7 protein-coding genes are annotated in these 8,328 nt (G+C 59.5%); all 7 read right to left on the bottom strand.

The genetic code is table 11. The annotated features are described in order from the left end of the window. Positions 1 to 65 precede the first annotated feature (65 nt). On the bottom strand, positions 66 to 1,004 hold the full coding sequence (locus QZY03_RS17870) for a toll/interleukin-1 receptor domain-containing protein (protein WP_295583443.1): 939 nt from the start codon (positions 1,002 to 1,004) through the stop codon (positions 66 to 68). A gap of 89 nt (positions 1,005 to 1,093) precedes the next feature. Beyond that, a complete protein-coding gene (locus QZY03_RS17865) occupies positions 1,094 to 1,474 on the bottom strand; it encodes a hypothetical protein (RefSeq protein ID WP_295583442.1) in 381 nt (126 codons plus the stop codon). A 103-nt stretch (positions 1,475 to 1,577) separates the two neighbouring features. After that, entirely contained in the window at positions 1,578 to 2,234 is a 657-nt protein-coding gene (locus QZY03_RS17860; protein WP_295583440.1) for an IS630 family transposase, read from the bottom strand. After that, positions 2,174 to 2,626, bottom strand: a complete 453-nt coding sequence (locus tag QZY03_RS17855) for a helix-turn-helix domain-containing protein (protein ID WP_295583438.1) — start codon at positions 2,624 to 2,626, stop codon at positions 2,174 to 2,176. Before QZY03_RS17855 ends, QZY03_RS17860 begins: the two co-directional genes overlap by 61 nt. Before the next feature lie 32 nt (positions 2,627 to 2,658). Next, positions 2,659 to 3,243 (bottom strand): hypothetical protein, encoded by a 585-nt coding sequence (locus tag QZY03_RS17850; RefSeq protein WP_295583437.1) that lies wholly within the window; start codon positions 3,241 to 3,243, stop codon positions 2,659 to 2,661. 9 nt (positions 3,244 to 3,252) lie between these two features. After that, complete coding sequence (locus QZY03_RS17845; protein WP_295583435.1) at positions 3,253 to 4,410, bottom strand: ATP-binding protein; 1,158 nt, start codon at positions 4,408 to 4,410, stop codon at positions 3,253 to 3,255. Positions 4,411 to 4,778: 368 nt separating this feature from the next. After that, positions 4,779 to 8,328 (bottom strand): toll/interleukin-1 receptor domain-containing protein (locus QZY03_RS17840; RefSeq protein WP_295583433.1); only part of this gene is annotated, 3,550 nt, incomplete at its 5' end.

Here is an 8,328-nt window from a genome sequence, read left to right as displayed (position 1 = left end):
GGTGCGCCGCACCAGTTGGGCGGCGGCGAATTTCGTCAACTCAACCGCAGACCCGGACGCCCTCGTTATTTCCCGCCAGGATTGGCAACGCGTGCTGAATCAACTGGCCTCGACTCCCTGAAATGGCCAAAGTCGAGTCTTAGCGATCCCTTGGACGAGGTCGTGACCAGACCGTTGAATCCGTGTTGGCGCAGCAGCCTGATATCGGTCCGAATGCTGGCTTCCGAGGGAAACCGGTTCTGGATGGGATCGTATTCGCTGGGGTCGTAGATCAGCCAGTTCAGCCAGGGTAAGGCGCCAAAAAAGGCATCCCGGTCCTTCGCCCGCTCCGGGGTGAGTGTCAAGACCGGTGTTGTGCTCATAGTCCGTCGAGTCCCAAGAAACAGGGCACCTCCTCCGACCAGCAATGTCGCCGCTCCAGTGCCCATCAGCAACTGTCGACGGGTGAGGCCGGACCGGCCCTTGTCAGGTGTAGGAATGGGCGGCTCAACGGACTTTTCAGTGGTTGACGGTAGGGTGGTAGACTTGGCTGAGCCTGATCCAATTTCTCTGACGTCTCGCTTCAACTCCGCGAGTATCTTTGCTCTCGCTTTCTCCCAGATTACTTCGTCACGGACAAAGTCGATGAGGGGCTGCCCGGCGGGCAGAATATGTCGCTTACCCAAGAAAGAAACAGACTTGTAGTCGCAATTGTCCACAAGGATCGGAACGATTCGCAGCAATCCCTCCTTCTCCCGCTTGGTGATCAACGGAAGCTCGACGTCTTCGATGAAATCGGAGTTCAGGAAATTCTGGCTGATCAGTAGAATGGCGATTGCCGAGTCGTTGATGGCCGTTTCAATCTTCTCTCTGAACTCTTCGCCGGCCCGGAGGCCATCCTTATCGAGATCGTACCACAGATGCACTTTGTCTCTTTTCAGAGACTCCTGCAGGAATGGAATCAGCCGGTGGTTCTCGAACCACCGCTGATAGTCCTTGCGACTGTAGCTTAGAAAAATCTGCATGATGACCGGAGGTGACACAAGTCGTTCGTATTGCTTGGAAGGTTAGCGAGCCGCGTAGCATGCATTGAAACTGGACGGTATCAGATCGATTAGACCATATCATCCACTACACCTTCCGAAACGAGTTCGGGCATCAGGTGCAGCAGTTGTTTTCTAAGGTCCGAGATGTTCTTGTAGTAAATGCACCGGTGGATCCTCACATCAAACTGAAGCTGCTCCCCTTTCTTGGCGACGAGAAGCACGGGGACTCCTTTACCCCAGGCATAGCCGACCTCAAGGTAGACGTTCGGATTCGCGCCGGTCATGTCGGCGATGACCACGGTAGCAGACGCAATCCGCTTTCTGATCCTGTCGAGCACCTCCCCGGTGAACGCTGAGCGGTCGCAGCGCTCGCATAGACACCCGCTCGCATTGACCGGCTCACAAATGCCGAATTCATAGACATCCTGCATGTCCTCATCGTAGGGCATGGCAACAAACACATGCTTCTTCGTGGCCGATTTGATGCCGGCATCCGGGAGATTCCGCGGCGCGCTTGGAAGATCATTGACACTGTTATCGAGCTTTCATTAGTTATGCGGACAAGCTGCTTGCATACATTGTATGCGGCAAGAGAAAGAACGACCGGATTCGCTTGATGTCTTTTTTTAGTGAATCCAAAGCTGAATTTAGTCTATTTTTGAGATCATCACGGGTACATATTGGCTGCTTCCTAAGGTGGTTGTCTTTTATTTCTTCCCATCCTTGCTCCATCGGGTTGTACTCGGGTGCATATTTTGGCAGAAAATAAACTCGAATTTTGGCGCGGTTACTCCGCACATAAGCACGTACTTCCTTTGAATGGTGAAATGCAACACGATCAACGAGAAGAATTAGTGGGCTATCTCTACCGCTCAGTACTTTGTCAAGAAAGCCGATATATACTTCTGAGTTGATGCGGCCTTGCGTTACTTCATACTCCATCTGGCCATCATTGGTGACAAGCGAAAGTGTATTCAGCTTACCGCGTTGCCCCGTGACTATGACTTCGGGCGTTCTCCCAATCAATCCCCATGTGCGCCCGGATCGTTCACTCATATCGACCCCCGCTTCATCTTCGTATGCAATATCTGCGCCAATCTTTAACGCAAGTCTTTGTATTCTTGGGAATTTTTCATTTAGAAAATATTCTATTTCCGCCGGATCACGCTCTTTAGCACGATAACATGGCTCTTGATAACTGAGACCCATTGCCTCAGATGCGCACTAACTGTTGAAGGAATCACTCTGACGCAAAACGTTTTTTCTATAATTTCAGCGAGAATCTGGCAGGTCCACAAGACCGTATCGTATCCATAGCTTGTTGGATTTTCTGAGAGAACAATGGACTTCAGCCACGTATCAATCTTGGCAGTGATTCGCGGTTCCGCCCCCGGTGCATCTTGAGTGTTTAGTGCATCATAGCCGGCTTTCTCGTATTTTTTCACCCACTCATAGACTGAGCTACGGGAAAGGCCAAATACACTAGCCACCAAATCAGGGGAGTAATTTCGTTCGACGACAGACTGGACCGCCAGTTTCCGAATATAGCTCATTGGTTCGCCAGGAATCTTTCTTGCGTCACTAAGCCAATCGTTACTCATGATCGACTCTCCTCGTAATCCGAAACCTAACTCTAAGTATAGACTATGCTAGAAAAATTGCCATTAAGGCGCGTCCGGTTATTAAATAGCGCCTCGATAGAACCTGCTGTCGCCTGGATTTCAGCCAGAAAAGCGGCAATGCGTTCCGCCCGGTTCTCATCCCGCTCCACAATCGCGATTGTTGCAGGAAGCCAAGCCGTCTCGGGTGTCTGCAGGTACTCCATCAGGCCGGCGACCTGTGCCGAGAATGCCTCCTTTTCATCGAGCCCGTAGCCAACTCCGTGCATGGTCATCGCGAGAGACCGCTTCTCGCAATCTTCCTTTGCGAGGATTGACAGCGCCGTCTTCGAAAACTCGCGTATCTCTGCGTAGCCGAAATCCCAAAGCCGCGGCACACCGACGAAGAGCACCACCTTACAGGGCAGCTTGCCGTTCGTGGAGACGCGTAGGTGTTTGCCGGGCGAGAGTGGCTCATAGTCCCGGTTAGACAAGCCGAGGGCGTTTACCACAGCCTGGTCGGCACCGTACAATCCCTGGGCGTATTTCAGTATAAGAACGTCGCACTGCATCGTGAGCACGTCACGGCTTTCAACAAAAACGGAAACAGTTATTGACATAGGTCTTCCTCATGCTGCTCTAGACACTCGGCGAACCAACGGGACTAGCTCCGACGGCGTACAGACTCTCACCTCCAGGGCGCCGAATCGCTTGACGTAGCCCGGCGCGCCCGCGGGACTGACCAGGAAGTTACGACCCTCTGGATAATAGCTGCGAAAGACCTGGAGGGCCGAGCTGTCGAACGCCACGGGATTCCACTTGCATTCGATGGCATCCACGTGGTCGCGGCGATGGGCGAGCACGAAATCCACTTCACGACCTTGCTTGTCGCGCCAGTAGCGCACGGGTGTGTCCGGGAAGCGTGCCTGCAGGTGTTCCAGGACCAGATGCTCCCACAGAAGGCCAAAGTCCTCCTGCCGCAACGGATCCCAGCCGCGCGCAAAGCTGACGAAGCCCGTGTCGAAGGCATAGATCTTGGGCTGCTTGACCAGTTCGTGTTGCCCGCCGCCGTGGAAGGGCCGCACCAGGGTGATCGCATGGGTGATCTCCAGCGCGCTGACGTGGCTCTCTACCGTGGGTCGGGTGATGCCCAGTGCGGTCGCCGTTTTGGTCACCTCGAACTGCCCGCCGCTCTGTTGCAGCAGATATTCGAACAGCGTGTTGAAGCGGTTCATGTCCCGAAAACCGAACAGCCGCTGGATGTCCCTGGCAAAGAACGAGTCCAGCCACTCACGATAAAAGGCTGCCTGCTTCGACTCCGCCAGCAACGCGGGCGGCAGGCCGCCATGAAACAGTCGCTGCGGGAGCGCGACACCGAAGGCCTCAAGCTCATCCCACAACACCGGCGTCAGATGCACCACGCGTTTACGCCCCGTCAGGGTGTCGCGAAACTTCTTGCTCGCCGCGAGGGTGGAAGAGCCCGTGGCGAGAATCCGCAACTCGGGAAAGCCGTCCGCGCCGATCTTCAGCACCCGAGCCGGATCGCGAAGCTGGTGGATTTCGTCGAACACCACCACCGGCTTGGAACAGCCCCGGAAGAACACCTGCGGATCGCGCAGCATGTCCTCGACGGACGGCAGGTCGCAGTTGACGTAGAGCATCTGTTCAGCGCCGAGGCTCTGGGCCAGCGTCGTCTTGCCGCTGCGCCGGACGCCACAGAGCCAGGCGATGGGCGCTTCGCGCCACGCCGCCTGGATCCGCTGCTGCCAGAAAGGTCGTTGAATCATGCCAGCATGATATACGTTTATCGCATCCAAATGTATAGTGCGATTTCACGCCATGTCGCTCGGCACCTGCCGGCCGTCACCGGGGACGTTGCCGGCACCCAGCCAGGGCGCGCCGGGGATCAGCGCACCGGGTACAACAGGATTCACTCCAGCGACATAGGAACGGCCTCGCGCCAGGCGGGCAGATGATCCAGGGCCGAAACCCGTTCGTGATGGGGTTTGCAACCCCATCACGAACGTTTGAGATCTTCCAGCGAACACCACCGAAATCGTCAACCAGCGCTGCCGAAGGTTCCGTACGGCCCGGGGGAAACGCCCTGCCATTCGAGCCGAAGTGCTGTCATCGTCGACTCCCCGACTGTCTTGATTCAGTTCTCGCGGACCAGCCGCTCCAGGTTTGCGCGGACCTCCCTTACCCATGGGTGGTCCGCGGGATGGCCCTTGAGGAATAGGTGCAGGGCCTGCCGCAGATGGGTGACGGCCCCGTCCCCGTTACTGCCTTGCTCGGCGGCAACCCCAAGTATCCAGTGCGCCTTTCCCGAGCGGCTGTCCTCGGGCACCGACGTTTGCGCCCAGATGTCCAGGGCCTCCTCGGCGAAGGACTTGGCCTCGGCGTCGCGCCCCAGACGCATCAGGACCAGGGCGTAGCTTGCGACCCCGTTGGCCGCGGCTGGGTGGAGGGGGCCATAGGCCTGCCTGCGCGCCTCCATCGAGCGGCGAAGGAGCGGCTCGGCCTCGTCGGCGCGACCGGTATCTTGGAGCAGAAGGGCCAGGTTGTTAAGGCTGGCGAGGGTGTCGGGGTGCTCGGGACCCAGGGCAGACTCCCAGGCGGCAATGGCATCGCGGAAGCATCGCTCCTGTGTCTCCGGCTTGCGGCCGGCCGAGCTCAACATCCAGCCCAAGTCGTGAAGGCTGGTGACGGTGTCATAGTGGTCCGGCCCGAGTACGCGTTTGCGGATCTCAGCGACCGCCCGGATGTGAATCTCGGCGTCGTTCCAGTGCCCGAGGAGGGTCTCCGCGATTGCCTGGTTGTGCCGGGCGCGCAGTGTACCCTCGTGCTCGGGACCTTGGGCTGCCCACCGACGGGCCTCGCTGTCCCGGAAGGAGCGCAGGCTCTCCTCGGCATGGCCGAGGTATCTTTGGAGATAGCCCACGTCCTCCAAGGCGACGAGGGTGCGCGGATCGTTATCGCCCCACAAGTCGGCGAACCGTTGGTAGGCTTCTGTGAACAGGGGCAGAGCGCCCTGCCAGTCACCCAGGCCGGCCATGGCTCCACCCACGCGCGCAAGCAACTCGGGGTCTCGTTCGCCGGGAAGATCCAGCAGGACCTGACCATGGGGCAGCAGCAGGCGCCACTCGTCTAAGGCGGCACGGCTCCAGTTGCCGCGTTGGTCGTCTTGCCAGCCGAACAGCGGTGGAGTTGCGAGGTAGAGCGCCACGGCCGCGTGCCGATCAGCGTCCAGATCGGCAGCAGGGATGTTGAGCAGCTCGACCTTCCGCAGTAGAGGGTGGAAGCTGACGGTGCGCCCTTCGAGTCGGATCAGGGAGTAAGCTCTGAGGTCGATGAGGGCCTCGCGCACCCAGAACTCCACCTCGTCCTCGGCCAAGGGGCTGGGGTCGCTGCCAAAGCGGATGCTATGCCGCCGTGTCACCGCGCTGCCACATAGCAGCAGGGTTATCGGAATGGGCATGGCCGAAAAAAAGGCGCACAGACGCAGCACCGTCCGCGCTGCGGCGCCCAGGCGCTGGACCGACGGCAGCCAGGTCTCGGCGACTACATCAGGGTACTCCTTAGGATGGACAATGCCCTCCCCCGAGAGCTCAGCAGCAGCTCTGTCGTAGTCACGAAGGTAGTCGGCGAAGCCGTAATGCGGACCCTGTTCGCAAATGTAGGCTGCGGCCTGCTCCAAGGCGAGCGGTACGTTACCCATGATCTTCGCCAGACACACACACGCCGCCAAATCAACACCCTCAGCCTCGCAGTCGGAGCGAGACTGCAGAAAGGCAACCGCCAGCGACTCATCAACCGCGGATCTCCGCTGTCGTTGTTTCCGAGGCCTTTTGCCGTCAATTAGCGCGCCAACTGCAGTCAGGTGGGTACGTGCATGTCTACCCCAGTAGCATGGCTCCGACCAGGATTCCGTGGCGAGCTCAGCTTGAAACGCGTTCGCGAGCAGTCGGTGCCCTTCCTCGGAGCTGACAAAGTAGGCGCCCGCCTTGGTCTCATCCGTCAGAAAATCCGCCAGGGACTTGTGATACGGCCTTATGGTCCTTTCGCCGGTGTCCGTCACCGGGAATAGCGAGGCCAGGGGGCGGGTGAAGTCGCGTAGATCCTCGTCCTCCCACCGGAAATAGCGCTGCAGGATCGCGATGGGCAGTGGTTCGCGGGCGGCGAGGATCGCGCGCAATGGGGCGCGCACCTCCTTGCGGAACCGCTCCTCGCTGGGAAACAGCCGCCGCAGGTATTGGAAGAATGTCCCTCCGAGACCTGTCGGGAATTGCTCCGGGTGGTCCAACGACAGGTCGTTGCGCTGGACGGCGCTGCGAAAGATTTCGACGTAGAGAAAGATCCCTTCGCTCTTCTCCAGGATCTGCTCGACGAGTGGCTCGGCATCGGGGCGACCCCTGAACTGGGGTTCCAGTTCGTGGCGGATATAGGCGCGGATGTCGGCCCGGTTGCTCTCCATGCGGGTATCAATGATGAATGGCTTTAGCCCCTGCAGCGGGGTCTTGACCGCGCTCTCCGGCCGACTGGTAACGAGCAGCACGATCCAGTCGGGCAACCGCTGGGCATCGCGCGCTAGCAAGTCCGCAAGGGGGTTGAGGCCGTCCTCCTCGGCCTCGTCGAGTGCATCGACGATGATCAGGTGGCGCTGGCGTCCGCCCTTGATGACCGTCCGCAGCGGGTTGGCTAGCAGGTAGTCAAAGAGCTCCGCGGGGTCCTTGCGGTCCAGGTGGGCCAGCTCCGGCAGGGTGAGCAGCAGCTTGCGGTACTCGGGCAGGCGCGTGGCAAGCTGGAAGGCGAGGCTGCGCACCACGCGGCGGGGGTCGCGGTGGTCCGGCTTGTCCCATTCGACGAACTGGGCGGCGAGGACGCGGTCGCGCCCGTAGTGGGCCAGGCGGGCGGCGAAGGCGCTCTTGCCGACTCCGGGGTCACCCAGGATCCAGAAGAGCCGGGAGCTGCGGTCGGCGGCGCTGCGCCACTGCTCGACGGAATCGAGCAGCCAGTCGCGGCCGACGAAGGGCTTGGCGAGCAGGCCGGAGACTCGGGACTCGGAGGAGATGGGCATCAGCCAGTGGTTGAGGTCCTCAATCTCTCCGGCGAAGCGTTTGGTCTCCTCGCTCTCTACCACCCGGACAATCTCGGCGAGCTTGGCGCCGTACCAATCCTCCCAGGCCGCCTCTCCGGCAGCGCGCTGTTCCTTCCAGTCGCGCATGTCGAGCCATTGGATGTGGCTGATGCTGGGCGGTGGCCGCACGTCCCCCTCGCGCTCCACCAGGATGGTCTGGATGTTGCTGCCTTTGACGCCAACGGCAATGGCGATTTCGTCGAGGCACACGCCGGGATCGCGGATGGAGTGTCTGGAAAGGAAAGACAACACCCGGTGGCTGGCCAAGATACCCTCGGTGATGGCACGCCGCCAGTCATCTCCGGCACGGATGGCGCTGCGGTCGAACCAGACCTCATGCCCGCGGGTTTCGAGGTCGGACTTGATGCGCCGGACCAGTTCTTCATTGCTATCGTGGCCGTAGCTGAGGAAGATTTTCAGGGGCGCAACTAAACCGCGCCAAGCGCGAGATACGTAATTTCTGTGATACGTTGCATCCCGTGCCGAGCCCCCTGTGTCGGCCAGACCGGCCCCCGATACCAGAAGCACGCAGCGTTTATGCTTAAGCTCGATCTCGCGAAGTGGAATC

Source organism: uncultured Lamprocystis sp., assembly GCF_903933125.1.
In the GTDB taxonomy this organism is placed as follows: domain Bacteria; phylum Pseudomonadota; class Gammaproteobacteria; order Chromatiales; family Chromatiaceae; genus Thiodictyon.
Note: the sequence above shows the minus strand (reverse complement) of the source record. Positions and strands in the feature narration are given on the sequence as shown.